Source organism: Novosphingobium aquae, from assembly GCF_037572715.1.
Taxonomy (GTDB): Bacteria; Pseudomonadota; Alphaproteobacteria; order Sphingomonadales; family Sphingomonadaceae; genus Novosphingobium; species Novosphingobium aquae.
Map to the genome: position 1 here is coordinate 372970 of NZ_JBBHJY010000001.1, position 22592 is coordinate 395561.

General features: G+C 61.9%; 21 protein-coding genes and 1 tRNA gene. 16 read left to right on the forward strand and 6 right to left on the reverse strand.

Annotated features, from left to right (window positions below):
- Window positions 1–960 precede the first annotated feature (960 nt).
- The 3 genes from WG900_RS02050 (at window position 961) to WG900_RS02060 (ending at window position 5280) form a co-directional block, all read left to right on the forward strand.
- Window positions 961–3393, forward strand: a complete 2433-nt coding sequence (locus tag WG900_RS02050; RefSeq protein ID WP_417596706.1) for an outer membrane protein assembly factor BamB family protein — start codon at window positions 961–963, stop codon at window positions 3391–3393.
- Window positions 3394–3733: 340 nt separating this feature from the next.
- Window positions 3734–4480 (forward strand): phosphatidylserine decarboxylase, encoded by a 747-nt coding sequence (locus WG900_RS02055; protein ID WP_339964301.1) that lies wholly within the window; start codon window positions 3734–3736, stop codon window positions 4478–4480.
- Window positions 4477–5280: a CDP-alcohol phosphatidyltransferase family protein gene (locus WG900_RS02060; protein ID WP_339964302.1), complete on the forward strand. Its 804-nt coding sequence runs from the start codon at window positions 4477–4479 to the stop codon at window positions 5278–5280. The genes WG900_RS02055 and WG900_RS02060 overlap by 4 nt, the downstream gene beginning before the upstream one ends.
- Here the strand turns inward: WG900_RS02060 and WG900_RS02065 are convergent.
- Together WG900_RS02065 and WG900_RS02070 are read right to left on the reverse strand one after the other, a co-directional pair.
- On the reverse strand, window positions 5228–5488 hold the full coding sequence (locus WG900_RS02065) for a hypothetical protein (protein WP_339964303.1): 261 nt from the start codon (window positions 5486–5488) through the stop codon (window positions 5228–5230). The genes WG900_RS02060 and WG900_RS02065 overlap by 53 nt on opposite strands.
- 198 nt (window positions 5489–5686) lie before the next feature.
- Window positions 5687–5962 carry a hypothetical protein gene (locus WG900_RS02070; protein WP_339964305.1) on the reverse strand — a complete coding sequence of 92 codons (276 nt, stop codon included), beginning with the start codon at window positions 5960–5962 and terminating at the stop codon, window positions 5687–5689.
- Window positions 5963–6339: 377 nt separating this feature from the next.
- Here WG900_RS02070 and rpsB point away from each other — a divergent pair, with 377 nt between their 5' ends.
- The 12 genes from rpsB (at window position 6340) to rpmE (ending at window position 18162) form a co-directional block, all read left to right on the forward strand.
- Window positions 6340–7158 carry a 30S ribosomal protein S2 gene (gene rpsB / locus WG900_RS02075; protein ID WP_339964307.1) on the forward strand — a complete coding sequence of 273 codons (819 nt, stop codon included), beginning with the start codon at window positions 6340–6342 and terminating at the stop codon, window positions 7156–7158.
- 104 nt (window positions 7159–7262) lie between these two features.
- The gene (gene tsf, locus WG900_RS02080) at window positions 7263–8186 is read left to right on the forward strand and encodes a translation elongation factor Ts (protein ID WP_339964309.1); all 924 of its coding nucleotides are present in this window, start codon (window positions 7263–7265) and stop codon (window positions 8184–8186) included.
- A 124-nt stretch (window positions 8187–8310) separates the two neighbouring features.
- On the forward strand, window positions 8311–9030 hold the full coding sequence (gene pyrH, locus WG900_RS02085; protein ID WP_339964311.1) for a UMP kinase: 720 nt from the start codon (window positions 8311–8313) through the stop codon (window positions 9028–9030).
- 4 nt (window positions 9031–9034) lie between these two features.
- Window positions 9035–9592 carry a ribosome recycling factor gene (frr, locus tag WG900_RS02090; protein ID WP_339964312.1) on the forward strand — a complete coding sequence of 186 codons (558 nt, stop codon included), beginning with the start codon at window positions 9035–9037 and terminating at the stop codon, window positions 9590–9592.
- A 37-nt stretch (window positions 9593–9629) separates the two neighbouring features.
- Window positions 9630–10304: a polyprenyl diphosphate synthase gene (uppS, locus tag WG900_RS02095; RefSeq protein ID WP_339964313.1), complete on the forward strand. Its 675-nt coding sequence runs from the start codon at window positions 9630–9632 to the stop codon at window positions 10302–10304.
- Window positions 10291–10992, forward strand: coding sequence for a phosphatidate cytidylyltransferase (locus WG900_RS02100; RefSeq protein ID WP_339964314.1), 702 nt, complete (start codon window positions 10291–10293; stop codon window positions 10990–10992). Before uppS ends, WG900_RS02100 begins: the two co-directional genes overlap by 14 nt.
- Window positions 10992–12146 (forward strand): 1-deoxy-D-xylulose-5-phosphate reductoisomerase, encoded by a 1155-nt coding sequence (locus tag WG900_RS02105; RefSeq protein ID WP_339964316.1) that lies wholly within the window; start codon window positions 10992–10994, stop codon window positions 12144–12146. Before WG900_RS02100 ends, WG900_RS02105 begins: the two co-directional genes overlap by 1 nt.
- Before the next feature lies 1 nt (window position 12147).
- Entirely contained in the window at window positions 12148–13530 is a 1383-nt protein-coding gene (rseP, locus tag WG900_RS02110) for an RIP metalloprotease RseP (protein WP_339964317.1), read from the forward strand.
- Between the two features lie 184 nt (window positions 13531–13714).
- Window positions 13715–16606 carry an outer membrane protein assembly factor BamA gene (bamA, locus tag WG900_RS02115; RefSeq protein ID WP_339964318.1) on the forward strand — a complete coding sequence of 964 codons (2892 nt, stop codon included), beginning with the start codon at window positions 13715–13717 and terminating at the stop codon, window positions 16604–16606.
- Entirely contained in the window at window positions 16606–17331 is a 726-nt protein-coding gene (locus WG900_RS02120; RefSeq protein WP_339964319.1) for an OmpH family outer membrane protein, read from the forward strand. Before bamA ends, WG900_RS02120 begins: the two co-directional genes overlap by 1 nt.
- A gap of 35 nt (window positions 17332–17366) precedes the next feature.
- Entirely contained in the window at window positions 17367–17837 is a 471-nt protein-coding gene (gene fabZ / locus WG900_RS02125; protein WP_339964320.1) for a 3-hydroxyacyl-ACP dehydratase FabZ, read from the forward strand.
- A gap of 100 nt (window positions 17838–17937) precedes the next feature.
- The gene (gene rpmE / locus WG900_RS02130) at window positions 17938–18162 is read left to right on the forward strand and encodes a 50S ribosomal protein L31 (RefSeq protein ID WP_310533661.1); all 225 of its coding nucleotides are present in this window, start codon (window positions 17938–17940) and stop codon (window positions 18160–18162) included.
- Between the two features lie 70 nt (window positions 18163–18232).
- Here rpmE and WG900_RS02135 read toward each other — a convergent pair whose 3' ends face one another.
- Genes WG900_RS02135 through WG900_RS02150 form a run of 4 tightly spaced genes read right to left on the reverse strand, consistent with a single transcriptional unit; the run spans window position 18233 to window position 22214 of the window.
- Window positions 18233–18994, reverse strand: coding sequence for a proteasome-type protease (locus WG900_RS02135; protein ID WP_339964321.1), 762 nt, complete (start codon window positions 18992–18994; stop codon window positions 18233–18235).
- Between the two features lie 26 nt (window positions 18995–19020).
- Window positions 19021–19836, reverse strand: coding sequence for a transglutaminase family protein (locus WG900_RS02140; RefSeq protein WP_339964323.1), 816 nt, complete (start codon window positions 19834–19836; stop codon window positions 19021–19023).
- A complete protein-coding gene (locus WG900_RS02145; RefSeq protein ID WP_339964325.1) occupies window positions 19836–20780 on the reverse strand; it encodes an alpha-E domain-containing protein in 945 nt (314 codons plus the stop codon). The genes WG900_RS02140 and WG900_RS02145 overlap by 1 nt, the downstream gene beginning before the upstream one ends.
- 3 nt (window positions 20781–20783) lie before the next feature.
- Window positions 20784–22214, reverse strand: coding sequence for a circularly permuted type 2 ATP-grasp protein (locus WG900_RS02150; protein ID WP_339964327.1), 1431 nt, complete (start codon window positions 22212–22214; stop codon window positions 20784–20786).
- 282 nt (window positions 22215–22496) lie between these two features.
- Here WG900_RS02150 and WG900_RS02155 point away from each other — a divergent pair.
- Window positions 22497–22573, forward strand: a tRNA-His gene (locus WG900_RS02155).
- Window positions 22574–22592 lie beyond the last annotated feature (19 nt).

A 22592-nucleotide genomic window follows, 5' to 3' on the forward strand; every position in this document is an offset into this window, starting at 1 on the left:
CGGCATGCCGCTAAAGGCTGCCGTTTAGCGCAGCACCGTGCGCGGTTGACATAGTGGGCGAGAGGCGCGGTTTCCCGTGAGCCTACAGGCTGGCGGGGGGGGGCAGTGTGCGGAATGGCATTACCTTTATTACATCGGTGCGATATGTCGTTTAACCACCTGAAATAATGATATAAAAATGTAATGTCTCCGACATTACCCGGCATTACCTTTTTGAGCGCCCCACATTACCTCTTTGAATTATATAGGTTTTATAAAATGAACAATTCATCTTACTAAGACATAACATGGTAATGCCGAGGTAATGAAAAGGTAATGCTCGAAACCCGCAGAAATCCGCCAATGTAATAAAGGTAATGCGCTTTTCGCACTATGCCTGTCCCTTGAAAACGGTGGTCCTTTGCGAGCGCAAGCGCGCATGAATGGGGTGGGCAGCTGTCTAGGCAGCCGGCTTTGATCTCCCCGGCCGGTCAGGGGGAGGGCGACGGTGATCGATGGGGGTGGAAAAGGTTCGCCAACTGGCTCGGAGAAGCGCAGAACTCCGTGAAACAGATTCACGGGTTCGCCACAGCCAAGGTTTTGAATCGCTGAGAGATGAGTAGTCCAGCCCTGTCCACCACCGAGCCGCCTTCAATGGCACCCCGGGACCCATCGTTAGCGCTGACCGAGGTGAACCAGCGTATCGGGCCGCAGGTCCGAAGCTGGTTTGGAGTCGGAGCTCTGTAGGTGCGGAGACGACCGCAGCGAAGCGCAGTTCAATCCAGCCCTGTCCACCCACCGCCTTTCATTCATGCATGCATGACACCGCCCTTTTGGGGCACGATGACCCATCTCCGTCGCGGCGATGGAGTATGTTCGCTGCGATTCGTCGTTTGCGATATGCGCCATGGTGAACCATAAGTCTGCCCGTACGCACGATAAGCGCGACCGGCAGGTGCGCGCGGGGGTTCGAGGGAAGGAATGAAAATCGTGAAAATCGGCCGTTTCGGGGCGCTGCTGGCGCCGGTTGCCCTAGCCATTGCCACCCTTTCCGGGTGCAGCAAGCCGGCCAACCCGATCGAAGACATGATGATCGCTAACCCGGATGAGTGGCCCAGCTGGGGCCGCACGGGCAGCGAGGCGCATTATTCCCCGCTCGACGAGATCGACACCGGCAATGTTGCCGATCTGAAGCTCGCCTGGCATTATGACCTTGAATCCGGCTACTCGGCGAGCACACCGTTGATGGCCGAAGGGAAAGTATTCCTCACCACCGGCCACTCGCACATCCGCGCGCTTGATGCCGTTTCCGGTAAGCTATTGTGGGAATATGATGGCGGCACGCGCGAACGCGCGACCAGTTCGATGGGGCTGGGCTGGGGCAGCAAGGGCATTGCCTATTCGAACGGCCACGTTTTCCTCGTGACCACCGACGGTTTCGTCGTTTCGCTGGATGCGGCGACCGGCAAGGAAGCGTGGAAGGTGCAGGACGCGCCTGCAGATGGAGCGCCGCGCCAGTACAACGGCACCCCGCGCGTCTTCGGCGGCAAAGTGATTGTCGGCTTTGGCGGGGCGGATATCAGCGCCGCGCGCGGCTTTGTCACGGCCTATGACGAGAAGACCGGCAAGCAGATCTGGCGCTTCTATTCGGTTCCGGGTGATGAGCCGAACGCGGGCGGCGCCAAGGCCAACGATCTCATGGCGAAGTCGTGGCCGGGCGGTTGGAAAAAGCCCGACGGCAGCCGTCGCGGCGGCGGCGGTACGGCGTGGAACGCCTTTTCCTATGACAGCGAACTTGGGCTGATCTACCTCGGTCTCGGCAACGGATTCCCCTATAACCAGAAGCTGCGCAATCCTGAGGGCGGGGACAACCTGTTCCTCTCCTCGATCGTCGCAGTGAAGGCCGATACCGGCGAATATGTCTGGCATTATCAGCTCTGCCCTGCCGAACAGTGGGACTGCACGGCAACGACTGACATGACGCTGGCGACCATCCCGGTTGATGGAAGCCCGCGCAAGGTGCTGATGCAGGCGCCGAAGAACGGCTTTTTCTATGTGATCGACCGGCAGACTGGCAAGCTGATCAACGAGCCGGGCAAAATCGCCAAGGTGACCTGGGCCGAAAAGATCGATTTCGCCACCGGCCGTCCGGTCGAAAGCCCCGGCATCCGCTATAACGGCAAGCCCGGCTTGTTCGAGATGTGGCCCGGGCCAACCGGCGCGCATAGCTGGATGCCGCAGGCCTACAGCCCGAAGACCGGACTGGTCTATGTTCCGGTGCAGGACATGGGCGCCATGATCGGTGAGGGACAGGCCGGCGGTGGCGAACTTGGCGGTGGGATGGGTACGACGCTGATTCCCGAAGTTGACTTGCCCGGCGGCCACAAGAGCTACCTCAAGGCTTGGGATCCGGTCGCTCAGAAGGAACGGTGGCGGGTCGATCTGCCCGGTTCATGGCCAGCAGGCGTGATGACAACCTCGGGCGGCCTAGTTTTCCAGGGTCGGATGGACGGCAAGTTCGTGGCTTATGACGCCATGACCGGCAAGGAAGTCTGGTCTTTCCAGACCGAAAGCCCGATTGTCGGCGCGCCGATTTCCTACCGCATGAATGGCAAGCAATACATCACGGTGATCACTGGTGCTGGCGGGCAGGGGGCGGGCATGCAGTCGCTCGGCAATGCCGCGCTGCGCACCGATTACCGCCTGCCGCGCCGGGTGCTGACCTTTGCAATCGGCGGCACGGATGCCATTCCGCCGTTCGCCTATACCGAACCGCAGCCGCCCGCAGATCCCGATTACAAGCCAAATGCGGCGCTTGCGCAGGCGGGAGCGATGAAGTTCGGCATGAATGCCTGCCTCGTCTGCCATGGCTGGAACGCGGTTGCTTCCGGCGCAGCGCCGGATCTGCGCCATTCGCCGGTCATCACCGATGCGGCAACGTTCAAGGCCGTGGTCAAGGGCGGGGCGCTCAAGCTCAATGGCATGCCGCCGTTCCCGCAAGTGAGCGACGATGACCTCGAAACCATCCGCTTCTTCCTGCGCACCCGCGCCCTTCAGGTGCCCGCGGAGCGCAAAGCGCTGGCCGACCGGGCAAAGGCGCAGGCGGCCTCTGCGGCCAAGCCAGCGGACTTCGTCGGCAAGTGGAAGATCGTCATCCAGACCTCCGCGGGGCCGCAGGAAGCCGTTCTCGACATCGCTGCCAATGGCAATGCGCTCACCGGCAAGGCCACGGCTTCGCAAGGATCAGTCGACCTGACAGGCAAGGTGGAGAATGGCCGCGCCAAACTGGAAGGGCGCGCCTCGCTGCCGTTCCCGATCGCGGTAACCTATGACGTAACCGTGCGGGATGGGCAGATGACGGGCGATAATACCAATGGCGCTTTTGGCACGTTCCCGGTTTCGGGCACACGTTAAGCCGGTTTTCCGTGCCCAGTCCGGGCCTGAGGTTCGAAATTGAAGTCCCCGCATTTATGCGATTTTTAACGTCATTTAACTTGGCTATGAGGGCGGGGTACCAGAAGCAAAGAGCTGATGGTACGGCCATTGCGGCCCGGCCTGCCGACAGGCAGCAACGTCCTTTCCCAAACCTTTTTGGGGGATGCTGCAGCGACTTGGCGCGGGGGGAATCATGACGGCTTGTGATCCGGGCACCTGTTGCCCGGCCGGATTGCTCGATGCCCCCCGCGGCCTTTTTGCGGGGCGAATAGATGGCTAGACCTTGGCAGGCGGGCCGCCAGCGCCTAGATGCTCTGCTATGCCTGCAAATCTGACTGACAATCGCGGCCGCGGCGAAGCATCTTGGCAATGGCCCAGCGTTCACCCTGAAGGGCGCAAATTCGCGCTGATCGCCGGCGCCGCCTCGCTTGGTGCGGCACTGATGGCCTGGGAAACCATCGCCTGGCCGCTTGCCGTTTTGGTGCTCGGCATCCTTGCCTTCTTCCGCGATCCACCGCGCGTGACGCCGCAGGGCGACAATCTGATCGTTGCGCCGGCAGATGGCCTGATCACCCTGATCAAGAAGGTGGCACCGCCAGCCGAACTGGCCAACGGCGATGGCACCTCGCCGGGTCTGGGCGATGCACCGCTGACCCGGATTTCAATTTTCATGAGCGTGTTCGACGTTCACATCAACCGCTCGCCGATCAGCGGCACGGTGCGCCGCGTAGCCTATATTCCCGGCCGCTTCCTCAATGCCGACCTCGACAAGGCCAGTGACGAGAACGAGCGACAGCACTGGCTGGTTGAGCGCGGTGACGGCGTGGCGATCGGTTTCACGCAGATCGCTGGCCTTGTCGCCCGCCGTATCGTTCCGTTCCTCAAGCCGGGCGATCCGGTGGTTTCGGGCGGACGAGTCGGCCTGATCCGCTTTGGCAGCCGCGTGGATGTGTTCCTGCCTGAAGGTACGGAACCGGTCGTGCTGATCGGCCAGAAGACCATCGCCGGTGAAACCGTTCTCGCGCAGCTTGGCGACCAGCCGCTTATCGAAGGTCGCCGCCAGTGAACGCGCCGCACGGCCGGGACAAGCTTGTGCGCTTGCCCCAGGGCCTGACCGTGCGAACCCTGATTCCCAATGCAATTACCGTATCGGCACTGGGCTTCGGACTGACCGGCATCCGTTTCGCCACCACCGGGGAGTTCGAAAAGGCGGCCTTGACCATTTTGCTGGCCGGCTTCCTTGACGGCATTGACGGCCGCGTGGCGCGGCTGCTCAAGGGTCAGTCGCGTTTTGGGGCCGAGCTGGACAGCCTAGCGGACAATGTCTCGTTCGGCGTCGCTCCTGCATTCATTCTTTTCCTCTGGTCGCTGCAGGATCTGCCGCGCCTTGGTTGGTTCGCCAGCCTTGTCTTCGCAATCAGCTGCGCTTTGCGGCTCGCCCGTTTCAACGCCCGCATCGATGTTGAGGATCAGCCGCACAAGTCTGCCGGCTTCCTGACCGGCGTGCCTGCGCCTGTCGGGGCCGGGCTGGCCATGCTGCCGATGTTCGTCTGGTTCGTCACCGGCTGGGAAGAACTGCGTGCGCCCGTATTTGTTGGCCTGTGGCTTGTCGCCGTGGCCTTCCTGCTGATTTCCAGTGTCGCCACGCTCAGCTGGAGCAAACTGCGTCCGCGCCGCGGCATCCGCCTGTGGCTGGTGCTGGTCTTCGGCCTTGCCGGAGTGGCTCTGCTGACCGAGCCTTGGTGGACCCTGATCGGGATCTGCGTGATTTACCTCGCAACCCTGCCTTATGGCGTCTTCGCCTATGCCCGCGTCAAGCGGCGGCGCGCCATGCAGGCGAACGAGCCGGCAGCGCCTTTGCCCTGACTGGCAGTACGCTGACCTGCGCCGGTGCGCGGATCACGTCGATCGTTATCACCCGCCAGTTGATGACATGCTGCGGCGAGCCATGCTCTGCCGCGTGACGCAGTTCGCTCAGCCGCGGCAGCACGCTGCGCAGGCTGGCGGTAATGACGCCCAGTGCAAAGATTTCAGCGATCGAAAACAGCGCGGTGATCATCAGTTGCATGGTCATTTGACTTCCCCTCTTGCCTGTGTGTCACCCTGTGACGAGACTGTTGAAACCGTGTGGATAACCTTCAATTCAGAGTTTCGAGATCGGCGGTTTTCCGTGTGTTGTGATCATATGTTCATGATTTGTTCTAATCGTCAAGGGAAAAGTGCGTAGCCGCTCGCGATGGCAGCTGCTCAGGCTTTACGTATCATTTTAAAGTCACGCTGCTTCGGCGCTGTCGTGTTGAGGTGGGGCGTTACGCTTGGTTACCGGGCGCGGCGCACGCTCTGCACCCTTGCGCAGATTGGGCAGCGGCGAGGGCAGCGGCCATCCGGGCTCGCTGATCGAATAACGGATCACATGGAATGGGCCACCTGCTCGCAGGTCACGGCGCAAGATGGCGGTGCAGGTAAGGGCGCGTTGCACCGTGACGGCAATGAACAGGGTGCAGGTGACGATCAGGCACAGGGCGATCAGGGTGGGCAGCACAGTCATTATTGCGTCCTCGCATTGCGCCCCCGCTATTTCAGCCCCCGCTATATCAGTTCCAATTTGCCTCCAGTTTTCCCGCCTCGTCGGCGAGTCGCTGGCCATCGTATGCCTAATCAAACCCCAAGAAATCCGGGAGTTCCCGGGTTACCTTCTTTTCAGGGCGGTTTAACGTCAGGCCGTTCACGCATCGCGGTGAATTGAGGGTGGATTTCTGCGGCAAACCGGTCTAGGGGCCCGGCGTCGCACGATTCCGGCACGGTGCCGGGGGCGTTGAGACAAATCCACACGGGATGCACACATACCGGTGCCGTGGCGGGACAGGTCTTCGGACTTCCGCCAGGTTCCAGCATCCTGGAGGTTGAACCGGAAAGGAATTCCCTATGGCGGCACCTGTCGTCTCCATGCAGCAATTGATTGAGGCCGGCGCACACTTCGGCCACCAGACCCACCGCTGGAACCCGCGGATGAAGCCGTACATCTTCGGCGCCCGCAACGGTGTTCACATTCTCGACCTGTCGCAGACCGTGCCGCTCATGGCCCGCGCGCTCGACTTCATCGATGGCACTGTCCGCGCAGGCGGCAAGGTCCTGTTCGTCGGCACCAAGCGCCAGGCGCAGGAGCCGATCGCCCAGGCCGCACGCGCTTCGGGTCAGCACTTCGTCAACCACCGTTGGCTGGGCGGCATGCTCACCAACTGGAAGACCATCTCGGGCTCGATCAAGCGCCTGAAGTCGATGGAAGAGCAGCTTTCGGGCGACACCTCGGGCTTCACCAAGAAGGAAGTCCTGCAGATGACCCGTCTGCGCGACAAGCTTGAGCTTTCGCTCGGCGGCATCCGCGACATGGGCGGCATTCCGGACGTCATGTTCGTGATCGACGCCAACAAGGAAGAGCTCGCCATCAAGGAAGCCAACGTTCTGGGTATCCCGGTCGTCGCCATCCTCGATTCGAACGTCTCGCCCGATGGCATTGCGTTCCCGATCCCGGCGAACGACGACGCCAGCCGCGCAATCCGCCTCTACTGCGAAGCCGTTGCTGCCGCTGCCAAGAAGGGCAACCGCGAAGCGGTTGTCGATTCGGGCGTCGACATCGGCGCGCTGGAAGTGGCTCCGGTTGAAGAAGCCGTGGTTTCGGTTCCGGCTGACGAAGCCGTGGCTGAGGAAGCAGCGGCTGTGGAAGCACCCGCAGCCGACGCCTGATCGCCCGAAGTCTGATCAAAGGGCGATCGGTTTAGACATCAAATTGTAGCGCGCCGGGCTTAAGGGCCCGGCCGCCGCGTTCCAATTTCAAGAGGACTAGTCACATGGCCTATACCGCCACTGACGTGAAGAACCTGCGCGAGCGCACTGGCGCCGGCATGATGGATTGCAAGAAGGCACTCGACGATACGTCGGGTGACATGGAAGCCGCAGTTGACCTGCTGCGCGCCAAGGGCCTTGCCGCCGTTGCCAAGAAGTCCAGCCGCACCGCGGCCGAGGGCCTTGTCGGCGTCGCCGTTTCGGGCACCAAGGGCGTTGCCGTTGAAGTGAACTCGGAAACCGACTTCGTTGCCAAGAACGAACAGTTCCAGGACTTCGTGCGCAAGACCACCGAAGTCGCGCTCGGCGCTGCATCGGACGACGTCGAAGCGCTCAAGTCTGCTGCCTATCCGGGCGGCGGCACGGTATCCGACACGCTGACCAACAACGTTGCCACCATCGGTGAAAACCAGCAGGTGCGCCGCATGAAGACCGTTTCGGTTTCGAACGGCGTTGTCGTGCCCTATATGCACAATGCTGCGGCGCCGCTGCTCGGCAAGATCGGCGTGCTCGTTGCGCTCGAATCGGAAGCCGGTGCCGACGTTCTCGAGCCGCTTGGCAAGCAGATCGCCATGCACATCGCCGCGGCTTTCCCGCTGGCGCTGAACGCAGACGACCTTGATCCTGAACTGATCGCCCGCGAACGCAAGATCGCTGCCGAAAAGGCCGCTGAATCGGGCAAGCCCGCTGAAGTGCAGGCCAAGATGGTCGATGGCGCAGTTTCCAAGTATGCCAAGGAAAACGCCCTGCTCAGCCAGGTCTTTGTGATGGACAACAAGACCCCGGTTGCCCAGGTTGTCGAAGCTGCCGGCAAGGCTGCTGGCACCAAGATCGTGCTGAAGGACTATGTCCGCTTCCAGCTCGGCGAAGGCATCGAAAAGGAAGTCAGCGATTTCGCCGCGGAAGTCGCGGCGGCGGCTGGCCTTTAATTACACTGCCTATCGGCAATTTGACGGGGCTCGGGGCGTTGTGCTCCGGGCCCCGTTGCTATTTACCTTCCCCTGCCTAGGCGGTAACGCCGCCCCACTCGTTCGGAACCGGAATCACCATCGCATGGCCAATGGCAAATATAAGCGCGTCCTGCTGAAGCTTTCGGGTGAGGTGCTGATGGGCAACCAGCAGTTCGGCATCGATCCTGAATTCGTCGCCGAACTGGCGAAGGAAGTGAAGGCGGCCAAGGAAACCGGGCTGGAGATCTGCCTCGTCATCGGCGGCGGCAACATCTTTCGCGGCATGGCTGGCGCTGCCAAGGGCATGGACCGGGCTCAGGCTGACTACATGGGCATGCTGGCAACGGTGATGAACGCGCTCGCCATGCAGAACGCACTGGAACAGATCGGTGTGCAGACCCGCGTGCAGTCCGCGATCGAGATGGACAAGGTCTGCGAACCGGTGATCCGCCGCCGCGCCGAACGCCACCTTGAAAAGGGCCGTGTGGTGATCTTCGCAGCCGGCGTTGGTGCTCCCTATTTCACCACGGACAGCGGCGCGGCCCTGCGTGCGGCGGAAATGCAGTGCGACGCCCTGTTCAAGGGCACTTCGGTCGACGGCATTTATGACAGCGATCCAAAGACGAATCCCGACGCAATTCGTTATGATTCAGTCGATTACGACACGGTTCTGGCACATAATCTCAAGGTCATGGATGCCAGCGCCGTTGCGCTGTGCCGTGACAATAGCATTCCCATCGTCGTCTTTTCGATCCGCGAGAAGGGCAACCTTGCCAAGGTTCTCGCCGGTGAAGGCACGCAAACCATCGTAAGAAAGGGCTGATTCCATGGCTAAATATGACAAGGCAGACCTCGAACGCCGCATGACCGGTGCGGTGGAATCGCTCAAGCACGATCTCGCCGGCCTGCGCACGGGCCGCGCCAACACCACGCTGCTCGATCCGATCACGGTCGACGTCTATGGCAGCCAGATGCCGCTCAACCAGGTGGCTTCGGTCTCGGCGCCCGAGCCGCGCATGCTGACAGTGCAGGTGTGGGACAAGTCGAACGTCACTCCCGTTGAGAAGGCGATCCGTTCGGCCGGGCTCGGTCTTAACCCGATCAATGACGGCAACACGCTGCGCCTGCCGATACCCGACCTGACCGAGGATCGCCGCAAGGAACTGGCCAAGCTTGCCGGGCAATATGCCGAAAAGGCCCGCATCGCGATCCGCAACGTGCGCCGTGATGGCATGGAAAACCTGAAGGCGGACGAAGCCAAGAAGGAAATCTCGGAAGACGATCGCAAGCGTTCGGAAACCGAAGTCCAGAAGATTACCGACGAAGCGATCAAGGCAGCCGACGAGGCCGCTGCGGCGAAGGAAAAGGAAATCCTCGGCAAGTGATCCGCCGGCTGGCTGGAGCTGGGCAGGGATCGGCGCAATGACCGCCGCGAAACACGTCGCGATCATCATGGACGGCAACGGGCGCTGGGCGAAAAAGCGCATGTTGCCGCGCGCCATGGGCCACAAGAAGGGCGTCGAGGCCGTGCGTAAGATCGTACGCGCCGCGAAGGACCTCGGTCTCGAGGCGCTGACGCTTTATGCCTTTTCGACCGAGAACTGGAAAAGGTCCGAGGACGAGATCGGCGCTTTGATGGGGCTGATGAAGGCCTTCATCATCGCCGACCTCGATGAATTCGGCGCGAACAATGTCCGGCTGAAAATCATCGGCGATTACAAGGCATTTCCTGCGGATGTTGTCGAACTAATTGAGAAAGCGCTGGCGCGCACGGCGGAAAACACTGGCACCACGCTCGCCGTTGCGCTGAACTATGGCGCGCAGGACGAAATTGCCCGCGCGGCGACCAAGGCGGCCGCTAAAGGCGCGATCACGCCCGAGGCGATTGAGGTTGAGCTTGATACGTCCGGAATGCCGCCACTCGACCTGCTGATCCGCACGTCTGGCGAAGTGCGCCTGTCGAACTTCCTGCTGTGGCAGGCGGCCTATGCCGAAATGATGTTCGTGGACACGCTGTGGCCCGATTTCACGCCGGCGCATCTCGCCGATGCGCTGGAGAAATTTGCTGACAGGGAGCGGCGTTATGGCGGACGGTAAAAATAGCGACCTTCCGGTCCGTACCGCCTCGGCCGTGGTCATGGTCACCGTTGCCGGCTTGGCGCTGTGGCTCGGCGGCTGGCTCTGGGCTCTGTTCGTTGGCGCTATCGCCAGCGGCGTACTGTGGGAATGGCGCGGGTTGGTGAGGGGTTTTGCTGCCACGCCGATGCAGCAGACGCTGTGGAACATCAGCGGCATCGTCTATATTGGCTTTGCCACGGCCATGCTGCTGTTCCTGCGCAGCGAGTTCTTTCCGATGATCGCCTCGGTTTCGGTCATCCTTGCCGTTATCGCCACCGATGTCGGCGCCTATTTCGCTGGGCGCACGATTGGCGGACCAAAGATTGCGCCGTCGATCAGCCCTTCCAAGACATGGGCCGGCCTGCTGGGTGGCATGGTCGGCGCGACCTTGGCTTTTGCCGGGCTGATGGCCTTCCAGTACGAGGCCTCAGGGGCTGGCCCTCAGCCTGCGTGGAGCGAGGCTGTATTCTTTGGCTGCTTCACTGCCGTGGTCGCCCAAGCCGGTGACTTCTTCGAAAGCTGGATGAAACGCCGCGCCGGGGTAAAGGATTCGGGCAAATTGATCCCCGGCCACGGCGGCCTGTTCGACCGGGTGGATGGCCTGCTGGCGGTCGTTTTCGTCGGCGGCATCCTTGTTGCTGGTGCCGGACTTCTCGGGCTCAATTGATGACTCGCACGATCTCCATCCTCGGGGCGACTGGCTCGATCGGCGCATCGACGCTCGATCTCATCCGGCGTGATCGGGAGAAGTGGCAGGTCGTTGCGCTGACCGCCAATTGCCAGGCGGCAGAACTGGCGCGGCTGGCGCTGGAATTTGGCGCAAAGATCGCAGTTGTCGCCGATGAGAGCTGCCTGCCCGAACTACGCGACGCCCTGTCTGACAGTGGCATTGAAGCGGCGGGTGGGGCAGGGGCCTTAATTGAGGCTGTCAGCCGCCCGGCGGATATGACCGTTGCTGCGATCGTCGGCTGCGCAGGGCTTGCCCCGACTATGGCCGCGATTGAACAGGGACGCACGGTCGCGCTCGCCAACAAGGAAGCGCTCGTTTCCGCTGGCGACGTGATGATGAGCGCCGTTGCACGCCACGGCACCACGCTGCTGCCGATGGACAGCGAGCACAATGCGATCTTCCAGTGCCTTGCCGGTAACGATCCGGCGCAAGTGCGCGTCATCACGCTGACCGCGAGCGGTGGGCCGTTCCGCGACTGGACGCTTGAACAATTGTCCACCGCCACGCCGGCGCAGGCGGTCAAGCACCCCAACTGGGACATGGGCGCGAAGATCAGCGTCGACAGCGCGACCATGTTCAACAAGGGCCTCGAGCTGATCGAGGCGCATCACCTGTTCCCGGTCGGGCTGGATAGGATGCGGATCATCGTCCATCCGCAGTCGATCATCCATTCGATGGTTGAATACCGCGATGGCTCGACGCTGGCGCAGCTGGGTCCATCCGATATGCGCGTGCCGATTGCCTCATGCCTTGCCTGGCCGTCGCGGATGGACACGCCCTGCGAGCCGCTCGACCTTGCTGCGATTGGCGAACTGACCTTCCGCGCGCCCGACGAGGTCCGGTTTCCCGCCACCCGGCTCGCCCGGCAGACGGCAGAGGCGGGCGGGGCCATGCCGGCCGTGTTTAACGCCGCGAATGAAGTGGCCGTGGCCGCTTTCCTTTCCGGTAAGCTGCCGTTCACCCGCATCGCCGTAGAGGTGGAGAAGCTGATGGACCGCTTCGCCCCACCTGCGCCTGCTTCCCTTGCGGATGTGATTGCCGTAGATGCCGAGGCGCGGGCGCTCGCCACGCAGCTGCTGGAGCCTGCCTGACTTGTTCGGATTACCCACTTTTCTGCAGGCCATCCTTGGTTTCCTGCTCCTCATCGGTCCGTTGGTCGTCCTGCACGAGCTTGGGCACTACCTCGTAGCCCGCTGGCTGGGCGTGAAGAGCGATGTTTTTTCGATCGGCTTCGGCAAGGAAATCTGGGGCCGCACTGACAAGCGCGGCACCCATTGGCGGATCGCCGCCGTGCCGCTGGGCGGCTATGTCCAGTTTGCCGGCGACGGAAATGCGGTCAGCCAGGCCGATGACGACAAGATCGCGCATATGTCGGTTGAGGAGCGCGATCACGCCTTTGCCACGCAGCCGATCTGGAAGCGCTCGCTGATCGTGCTGGCCGGGCCGGTGGCCAACCTGATCGTCGCCTTTGCCATATTCTTCGCCTTCAATGCGATCCAGGGCAAGGCAGTCGAGGTGCCCGAAGTGACGGGCTTTGCGGCGAAGTCCGACGCGCGAAATGCCGGCGTTCAGCTGCGCGACCGCATCGTGTCGGTCGATGGCAATGAAATCGTATCGGCCACGGAAATTGCCGAACACGTGCTGCCCTATCCTGGGCGGACGGTTGAACTGGGTATCGAGCGCGAAGGCCGCACGCTGACGGTTCCCGTCAAGCTCGCCTCGCAGACCGTTAAGGACCAATTCGGCAACGAAGGTCGCATCGCCGACCTGGGACTCGATTTTGCCAGCCCGAATGTTCGGCTGGTCGTTCCCGGATCGCCGGCGGAAAAGGCCGGTATCGAAGCGAACGACCGCATCCTCGCGATCAACGATACGCGGGTCACTAGCTTCCGTCAGGTGCGCGACCTCATCATGACGCGGCCGGGGGAGAAGATCACCGTTTCGGTCCTGCGCGGCGAGACCGAGAAGATGCTGCCCGTGACCGTCGGCAGCGTCCCCGGCACCAATGAAAAGGGCGTGAAGGCAACCTACGGCCAGATTGGCATTGCTTACGGCAAGATCGAGAAGGTCGGACCGATCGAAGCGGCCACGATGTCGGTCGGCCAGTGCTATGGCATCATGCGGATGATGGTCACAGGCATTGTCCAGATCGTCACCGGCGAACGCTCGGTCAAGGAGCTAGGCGGACCGCTGAAAATTGCGAAATATTCGGGCGAGCACCTCTCGCTCGGGTTCGATAATTTCGTCTGGTTCATCGCGCTGATCTCGATTAACTTGGCATTCATCAACCTCTTGCCAATTCCGACCCTCGATGGTGGGCACCTGGCATTCTACGCAGCCGAGGCCGTGCGCCGCCGGCCAGTCGATGCCAAGGGCCAGGAATGGGCGTTCCGCACCGGGTTGGCCTTCGTGCTTGCCTTGATGCTGTTCGTGACCGTCAACGATATCGCTTCGCTCCTGCCCATCGGCAAATAACCCGAGGCAGAAGCAGAGAAGTGGGGACCGAAAAGCGGGGGCTGGAAGGGACTGATTGCTTGATAACCGGCATTTCATCGGGCAATGGGCCTGCGTGGAAATTTCTCGGCTTGCGTCTGCGCCCCCCGCGCCTGACTGCAGCAACAATTGATCGGAATACGGTGTGTCGATGATGGGACGGACTATGGCTTCTAAGACGAATTTCCCCCAATCGGCGCACACTCAAAAGGGCAGGCTTGCTGCCCTGCTGGCGACGACTGTGCTGGCCGGCCTTCCGGGCGTGGCCTTTGCCCAGGCCGCGCCGGCCCCTGCTGCTGCTCCTGCGCCAGCCCCGGCAGCCCCAGTGGTTGAAGCCCCTGCGCCGCAGCTGATCCGCACGCTCGACGTATCGGGTAACCAGAGGCTGGAGCGTGACACGATCCTGTCCTACGTCCGCCTGCGGCTGAACCAGCCCTATACACAGGCCACCGCCGACCAGGCGCTGAAGGACCTTTACGCGACCGAGCTGTTCGCCGACGTTCAGGTGCGCAGCGACGGCAACGGCAACGTGGTCGTGCAGGTCAAGGAAAACCCGGTCATCAACCGCATCATCTACGAAGGCAACAAGCGCCTCAAGGAAGAGAAGTTGACCCCGGAAGTGAAGCTGGCCCCGCGCCAGATATTCACCCGTTCCAAGGTGCGTGCCGACGTTGCCCGCATCATCGAACTCTACAAGCGTCAGGGTCGCTTCGCCGCGACGGTCGAACCGAAGATGGTCATGCTTGACCAGAACCGCGTCGATATCGTCTTCGAAATCAGCGAAGGTCCGCGCTCCAAGGTTCGCCAGATCAACATCATCGGCAACGACAAGTTCAACGACGGCGAACTGCGCGGCGAAATGCTGACCAAGCAGAGCCGCACCTGGCGCCTGTTCTCGTCGAAGGACAGCTACGATCCGGATCGTCTGGCCTATGACCAGCAGAAGCTGCGCCAGTACTACCTGACTCAGGGTTACGCCGATTTCCGTGTCATCTCGGCCGTGGCCGAACTGACGCCGGACAAGAAGGACTTCATCATCACTTACGTGGTGGAAGAAGGCCAGCGCTACAAGTTCGGCGATGTGAAGGTCGAAAGCCAGCTGCGCGACTTTGATGGCGAAGCGCTCGCCAAACAGCTGCCGATGGCGAAGGGCGATTGGTATAACGCCAAGCTCGTCGAAGATACCATCGACAAGCTGAACCAGACGGCCGGCGCGTTCGGCTATGCCTTTGCGGACGTTAATCCCAACTACGACCGCAATAAGGAAGACCTCACCATGGGGATCAACTTCCAGATCGCGGAGGCGCCGCGCGTCTACGTCGAGAAGGTAGAGATCAACGGCAACACGCTGACCCAGGACAAGGTGATCCGCCGCGAATTCCGCCTCTCGGAAGGCGATGCGTTCAACTCGCTGCAGGTCAAGCGTTCGACCAACCGGATCAAGTCGCTCGGCTATTTCCAGGAAAAGTTCGAGATCAAGCAGGAGCAGGGCTCCGCGCCTGACCGTGTCGTGCTCAAGGCAGATATCGAGGAAAAGCCGACCGGCGAACTCCAGCTCTCGGCCGGCTTCTCGTCGATCGAAAGCTTCATCCTTCAGGCCTCGGTGCAGCAGCGCAACTTCCGTGGCCGCGGCCAGACGGTCGGCGCTTCCGTCAGCTATTCGCGCTATTCGAAGTCGGCCCAGCTCAGCTTCACCGAACCTTACGTGTTCGACCGCAATATCTCGTTCGGCGCGGACATTTATCGCCGCGATTACAACAACTTTAACTTCTCTGGCCAGGATCGCAACACGCTCTATGGCCAGACCACGACCGGCTTCCAGATGCGCGCCGGCCTGCCGCTGACCGAGTATACCAGCCTTGTCGGTCGCTACACGTTCAACATCGACGACGTGACGCTGGACGAGAACCAGTTCTATTCGGGCGGCACCTGCGATCCGCTGCTCGCCGGGCGCTACCTGTGCGACGCGATCGGCAAGCGTACCACGTCCAGCTTCGGCCTGACCTGGATCTACGACACGCTCGATAACCGCGTGCGCCCGAGCCGCGGCCATACCGTCTCGGTCACTGGCGAATTTGCTGGCCTCGGCGGTTCGGTGAAATACGCGCGTCTCTCCATCAATGCGGCGAAGTACTGGCCGCTTGGCAAGGGCTTCATCTTCTCGATCTCGGGCGAAGGCGGCATCATCAAGGGGCTGAGCAACGGCGGCGACGTGCGCCTGACCGACCGCTTCTACCTTGGCGAACCGCAGATCCGCGGCTTTGACATCCGCGGCGTCGGCCCGCGCGTTCTGCGCAAGACCTATGTCGATACGCCGGGCGTATTCAGCACCGGTAATTACTGCTTCACCCCGGCGGTTCCAGCCACCACGACCACTGCTGGCACGGCTGCCATCCGCACGGCTGCGGCGTCGATCAAGGATTGCACCGAGGGCCAGACCTATCTCGAAGCCGGCGGTGTGTCGGGTGACCGCGATACCTGGCAGGACGACGCAATCGGTGGTCGTTACTACTACCTCGGCCGCATGGAGCTCGAAATTCCGCTGGGTTCGGGCGCGCGCGAAATGGGTATCCGTCCGTCGATCTTCCTCGATGCCGGTGCTGTATGGAGCGTGAAGGCACCGTCGCTGATCGATACCGCCGATCTCAACAACGATGGCGTTATCGACAACCCCAGCGGTCAGGTGTTCATCGCCACCCGCGATCCGTCGACCGGTCTGCCGCTCTATTCGCAGATCGACACGACGGTGGTGAACACGACCACGGGCGCCTGCGAAGTGGCTACTGTGTCGCAGACCACGAACGCGACCAACTCCAACACCTCGTTTGTTTGCACCCCGACTGGCGTGAATCTCTCCGCAAACTCGGCGCTGGGCGGTAATACTGCGTTCAAGGAATTCTTCCTAGGCAACAGCTGGAAGCCGCGTGTCGCCATCGGCATCGGGTTCAACTGGAACTCGCCGTTCGGTCCTTTCCGTCTCGATTTTGCCAAGACGCTGCTCAAGCAGCCTGGTGACGATACCAAGTCATTCACTTTCAACGTAGGAACGCAATTCTGATGAAAACCCTCCTCAAGGCCGCCAGCGTCGCTGCCGTGGCGCTGACCATCGCCCAGCCGGCAATCGCGCAGACCCCTGCCGCTCCCGTTGCAGCACCCGCCAACAACGGCATCACTGTGCCTGGCATCGGCATTGCCAACATCGATCTGATCGTCGTCAATTCGAACGCGTTCAAGACCGCCCAGACCCAGCGTCCCGTCACCTACAAGGCGACCTATGACGCCGCCGAGGCACGTCGCAAGGCGATCACCGATCAGATCACGCCGATGATCACCCGTTTCAATGCCGATCGTGCAGCCCCCAATGCCAACCAGCAGGCGCTCGCGCAGCAGGCGCAGGCGATCCAGGCGATGGAAGCCAGCGGCACGCAGGAACTGCAGCGTCTGCTCCAGCCGGTGTCCTATTCGGAAGCCTATGTGCAGGAACAGATTAGCGAAAAGCTGAACGCCGCGATCAACACTGCGATGACCAAGCAGCGCATCACGCTGCTACTCAACCCATCGGCTGTGGTTGCCACGACCAACGCCTACAACCTCAATCAGGCAATCCTGACCGAGCTGAACACCGCGCTGCCTTCGGCGCAGCTGGTGCCGCCGGCTGGCTGGGAACCGCGCGAAGTGCGTGAAGCCAAGGCTCAGCAGGCTGCCCAGCAGGGCGGCGCTCCGGCTGCTGCCGTCACCCCGGCTCCGGCCCCGACGACCGGTAAGAAGACCAAGGGCCGCTAAGGCTTTTCGGCAAGGATAAGGGTAGGGGCAGCGCCATGAGCGAGGAAACACCGACGCCGGTTGAGGGCAAGTCGCTCGATATCACCGGCATCCTCGCGGCGCTGCCGCACCGTTACCCGATGCTGCTGGTTGACCGCGTGGTCAGCCTTGTCGCCGACGGCCAGATCCATGCGGTCAAGGCGGTCAGCTTCAACGAAGGCTTTTTTCAGGGGCACTTCCCGGGCCGTCCGATCATGCCGGGCGTGCTGCAGATCGAAGCGCTGGCTCAGGCTGCCGGCATTCTCGCGATCGAGACGCTTGGCCTCGCCGGAACCGGCAAGCTGGTCTATTTCATGGCAATCGAAGAGGCGAAGTTTCGCGCTCCGGTCGAACCCGGCGTGCTGCTCGACCTAGAAGCCGGCTTCATCCAGAAGCGCAGCCGCGTCTGCAAGTTCTGGGGTAAGGCCTCGGTCAACGGCAAGGTGACCTGCGAGGTCAACTTCACCGCGATGATCGCGGATAGCTGAGCTTTCCGGCTTCAAGGCTGGACAAACAGGCGCGGCATGGTTATGCGCGCGCCTTCCATTTCAGGCCGGTCGGAACCGGCCACAGCGAAAGTGTGAGACGATGAAGGCCGATATCCACCCCGACTATCACATGATCAAGGTGCAGATGACTGACGGCACCGTGTTCGAAACTCGTTCCACCTGGGGCAAGGAAGGCGACACGTTGGTGCTCGAAATCGATCCCACCTCGCACCCGGCGTGGACGGGCGGCACCCGCCAGCTCGACACCGGCGGCCGCGTTGCACAGTTCAACAAGCGCTTCGGTGGGCTCACGCTCAAGAAGTAAGCTATTCCTTTATCCGGAATACGAAAGGGCGGCCATTGGCCGCCCTTTTTGTTTTAAAGGTCGCTTTCGGCTAGGGAACGGGGGCGTGTTCGTCGGCCATTTCATAGTCCGGCAAGTCATGGAACGCGCGCCGCAGCGCCTCGCCCCAGCCGACCGAAACCGCCCGGAAATAGGGATCGTCGGCCCCGATCCGGCGGCGGTGGACTGGCAAGAAATTGTCGCGCTCCATCACCAGCAGGTCGAGCGGCGGGCCAACGCTGAGGTTGGCCTTTATCGTCGAATCGAAGCTGACCAGCACCAGTTTGATTGCGTCCTCGAAGCTCATGTCGCGCGAATAGCCGCGCACCAGAATCGGGCGGCCGTACTTGGTCTCGCCGATCTGGAAATAAGGCGTATCGAAGCTCGCCTCGATGAAGTTGCCTTCCGGGTAGACGAGGAACAGACGCGGCTCCATGCCCTTGATCTGGCCAGCAACGATGATCGAGGCCTGGAACATCTTGTCCGAGCCTTCCTGACCATGCTCCGCCCGCTGCGCCGCGATCGTATCGTTGAGCAGCTTGCCGACCTGGGTGGCGACCTGAAACATGGTCGGCGCTTCCAGTAGCGAATTGTGCCGTTCGGCCGGGGCCTTGTTGCGCTCTTCAAGCTGACTCAGCACCGACTGCGTCGTCGCCAGATTGCCGGCGGTCAGCAGGGTGATCACGCGGTCATCCTCGACCGACCAGTGGAACATCTTGCGGAAAGTGGAAACGTTATCGACGCCCGCATTGGTGCGCGTATCGCTCATCATGACGATACCGCTGTCGATCAGCATTCCAACGCAATAGGTCACGGCCCAAACCCCTCTTTGCCTGACCGTTACTGCTGGGCGGCTTGATGTTCAACCGCGAGGGTGACCGCCAAGGCGGCTTTTCCTCCACCCCATGACAGTCCGGTGACGGGAGCGGCATCGCGGTAATCGAATCCGGTGGCAACTCGGACATAGCGTGCATCGGGGGAAATGCCGTTCGATACGTCGAAGCCGACCCAGCCGAGGCCATCGATATGGGCCTCGGCCCAGCCGTGAGTCGCTTCCTGATCGATCCGGTCGTCCATCATCAGGTAGCCGCTGACATAACGTGCCGGCACGCCCAGCGCGCGGGCACAGCCGATGAAGATGTGCGCGTGATCCTGACAGACACCGCGGCCGGCGGACAGCGCCTCCTCGGCAGTGGTGCCGACGCTTGTGTGCCCGGTTTCATAGACCGCTTCCGCCAATGTTGTCTGCGAAAGCGTGTGCAGCATGGCAAGCCGGTCATCGTGCTGGGGCTGGCAGGCAGCGATAATTGCCTTCATTTGCGGCCCGGGCCGGGTAATGGTCGTCTGCCGCGCGAAGGCCCACAGCGGCATGCAACCGATGTGCGGACCGACAATACCAGAGCGGTCAGCTGTCTCGACTATGCCCGAACAGGTGATTTCAAGCACCGGCACACCCGGAACGATCGAAACCAACGCGACGTGGGTGCTGTGATGGTCGTCGAATTCGGTTTCCATCCGGGCGCCGTCGAGGTTCATGGTCCATTCGACCACGTGCTGACCATGCGTCGGCTTGGGCCGCATCCGCAGGCGGATCAGGCCGTGGGCGACCGGCTCGTCATAGGTATAGCGGGTGGAATGGCGGACGGAGAGGCGCATCAGTCAGTAAACCTGTAGTCGGCGGCGATGGCATTGCCCACGCGCCGGTTGCTCGCCAGGAACTGGCCGATGAATTCGTGCAAGCCGAAGTCGATGATCGACTCGATGGTTGCCGTCTGCAGCTTGCGGACCTGATCGGCCACCAGATCATGGCAGCCGACGTGCGTTCCGTACTGCCGCGCGAGTCCGGCAATGTTGCTTTCCAGCTTGGTGTAGCAGGATGCCAGACTGCGCGGGAAACGGCTGTCGAGGATGAGGAAATCGGCGATGCCGCGAGGATCGATCTCGCCCGCGTTAAGCCAGCGATAGGCCCGCTCTGCCGATACCGAACGCAGCACCGTGTCCCACTGGGCATTGTCAAAGCTTGATCCCACCAGCGAGACCGAGGGCAAGAGAACGTAATACTTTACGTCGAGGATACGCGCCGTGTTGTCCGCCCGTTCGATGAACGTGCCGATGCGAGCGAAGTTGAAGATATCGTTGCGCAGCATGGTGCCGTCCATCGACCCGCGCACCAAAGTCGACTGCCGGCGAATCGCGGCGAGGACATCGCCCAGAGAGTTGGGCTTCACCGGACGCGCCAGCATTTCGCTGAGCACCATCCATGCCTCGTTCGTCGCTTCCCAGACCTCTCGGGTGAGGGCGGTGCGCACTGCACGTGCGTTCGACCGTGCCTGTTCGACCATGCGCAGCACCGAACCCGGATTGTCGCGCCCGCGCAGGATCCAGTCGGTCGCGTGCGGACCGGTCACTTCGCCATGCGCCGCGCGGTAAGTCTCCAACTGGCCGATGGTGACGAGCACCGATTGCCATTCGCTGCGCGCCGCGCCTTGCCCGCGGGTCAGCGCGAGGCGGAAGCCGGTTTCGAGCAAGCGCGCGGTATTCTCTGCCCGCTCAAGCAGGCGGAACATCCACGATACGCCATCTGCGGTCCGTCCCAGCACCCGTCAGTCCTCCAGAACCCAGGAGTCTTTGGTGCCACCGCCTTGCGACGAATTCACCACCAGCGAACCCTTCTTGAGCGCCACGCGGGTCAGGCCGCCAGGCGTGATGTCGATCCCCTCCGGCGACATCAGCACGAAGGGGCGCAGGTCGACATGGCGCGGGGCGAGCCCGGCCTTGGTGAAGATCGGCACTGTCGACAGAGCCAGTGTGGGCTGTGCGATGAAATTGTCCGGCCGGGCGCGCAACTTCTTGGCGAAAGTGGCAATCTCGGCCTTGGTCGCGGTCGGCCCGATCAGCATGCCATAGCCGCCCGAGCCGTGGACTTCCTTGATCACCAGATCGGCCAGATTGTCGAGCACATAGGCCAGAGAATCCTTCTCCGCGCAGCGCCAGGTCGGTACATTCTGCAGGATCGGCTTCTCGCCGGTATAGAATTCGACGATCTCAGGCATGAACGAATAGATCGCCTTGTCGTCGGAAATGCCGGTGCCGGGCGCATTGGCGATAGTGATGCCGCCGGCGCGGTAGACGTCCATGATTCCGGGCACGCCAAGCACGCTGTTCGGGTTGAAGGTCATCGGATCGAGGAACTCGTCGTCGACGCGGCGATAGAGCACGTCGATCGGTTCGTATCCGCAGGTGGTGCGCATGGCGATGCGACCATCGACAACGCGCAGGTCGCTGCCTTCGACCAGTTCGGCACCCATCTGGTCGGCAAGGAACGCGTGTTCAAAATAGGCGGAATTGTAGATCCCCGGCGTCAGCACGGCGACCACTGGCCGGTCGCTCGCCCGGCGGGGGGTGCAGGCGGCAAGGCTGCGCGCCAGCCTCCGCGGATAGTCCGACACCGGACGCACCCGAACCTGCGTGAACAGTTCGGGGAACATTGCCATCATCGTCTCGCGGTTTTCCAGCATGTAGGAAACGCCGCTGGGCGTGCGGGCATTGTCTTCCAGCACCATGAATTCGCCGGGGCCGGTGCGGATCAGGTCAATCCCGACGATATGGGTATAGATGCCGCCGGGCGGGGTGAAGCCGACCATCTCGGGCAGGAAGGCGCTGTTGCGCTCGATCAGGCGGGAAGGGAACTTGCCGGCGCGGATGATCTCGCGGCGGTGATAGAGGTCGTGCAGAAAGGCGTTGAGCGCGCGAACCCGCTGCTCGATGCCTTTGGACAGCTGCCGCCATTCGCCGGCGGTGATGATCCGCGGGATCATGTCGAACGGGATCAGCCGCTCTTCGCCGGCAGCCTCGCCATAAACGTTGAAGGTAATCCCGGTGCGGCGGAAGAAGCGCTCCGCCTCAACATTCTGGCGTTTGAGCCAGGACGGGTCCTGTTGATTGAACCAGTTGCAGAAGTCCGCGTAGGCAGGACGAATCGCGCCGCCTTCGTCCAGCATTTCGTCGAAATTCACAGACCCCGATGGCGGCATGGCTGCTCCCTGTCACCGAAGTGATGCATGAATGAAACGCGATTGCCAATGCCTTTGATGCTGCACTTGCGAAATATCCCAAGACAGATTCGCGAGGGCGCATCGGCAGGCCGGTCAAATTCGCTCACGTAATTATGTTGCGCGAACGAGCTTGCTGCGAAGATTTCACTTCCCAATCCGGCCTGCCTGTGCAAGAGGCCGCGCCTGCGCCGGATACTGCTTGCGAGCGGCTCCGGTCATGCCTAACAGCGCCGCCGCAAGGCACGCGCTGGCGGCTTTATGGCGATCGTAGCTCAGTTGGTTAGAGCGCCGGTTTGTGGTACCGGAGGTCGTGGGTTCGAACCCCATCGGTCGCCCCATTTTCCCCAGCCAGGCACG